The 683-nt window shown below is 60.3% G+C and carries 1 protein-coding gene and 1 pseudogene; one reads left to right on the plus strand and one right to left on the minus strand.

Annotated features, from left to right (window positions below; genetic code table 11):
• Positions 1 to 144: 144 nt before the first annotated feature.
• Positions 145 to 273, plus strand: coding sequence for a hypothetical protein (locus AB4Z38_RS25725; RefSeq protein ID WP_441432339.1), 129 nt, complete (start codon positions 145 to 147; stop codon positions 271 to 273).
• 294 nt (positions 274 to 567) lie between these two features.
• Here AB4Z38_RS25725 and AB4Z38_RS25730 read toward each other — a convergent pair.
• Positions 568 to 683 (minus strand): annotated as a pseudogene (locus AB4Z38_RS25730) (IS30 family transposase); the annotation flags it as partial.

Here is a 683-nt window from a genome sequence, read left to right on the forward strand (position 1 = left end):
GCGGCCTGTTGACCGGGTTGCTGTGGACGCCCACAAGAAGCACCTGCTCGATGAGGTCCGGGCTTACCGGCTTCAGGAGCTCAGTGGAACATCCGACTGATTCAGGTCGAACTGGCTGCACGTCTGCACGTCAGCCAGAACAGGGTGTCACGCATCGAGCGCGGCGATGTTGACCGCGCCCAGATCGACACGCTGCGGAAATACGTTGAAGCGGTCGGTGGGCGGCTACGTGTCGAGGTTGAACTCGGAGACGAGCGGATCCAGATCGCCTGACCCGGCAACCTGGACCATTACTCATGCACCGCTTGGCTTCGCCGGCAAACGGGTTCAAAAGCGGAAAAGAGGGTGTGTTGACAGTGTCAACACTTTTGCCGTCGGACTCGGCCGTACCGGGGCCGGACTGGCCCGTACTGCCTATGTTTTCTGGACTTCCCAGTGTTTTCAAGGGTTGGAATGCGGTTCGAGTCCCACCTTGGGCACAGCATGACCCCTCGTCAGAGGGGTTTTTGCTTTAATGTGTGGACATTGACCCTCGGCGAATTCTGGGGGTCGACGCAACACCCGTGGTCAGCTGGCTATTAGTAAATCACGAAGTCGCTCGGCCGGGGTGTCCCAGGCGAGGGTTTTGCGGGGGCGGGCGTTGAGTTCCTGGGCGACGTGTTCGAGGTCTTCGGGGCCGTAGG

The sequence above is a fragment of the Arthrobacter sp. 2RAF6 genome (assembly GCF_052115205.1).
Classification (GTDB): domain Bacteria; phylum Actinomycetota; class Actinomycetes; order Actinomycetales; family Micrococcaceae; genus Arthrobacter.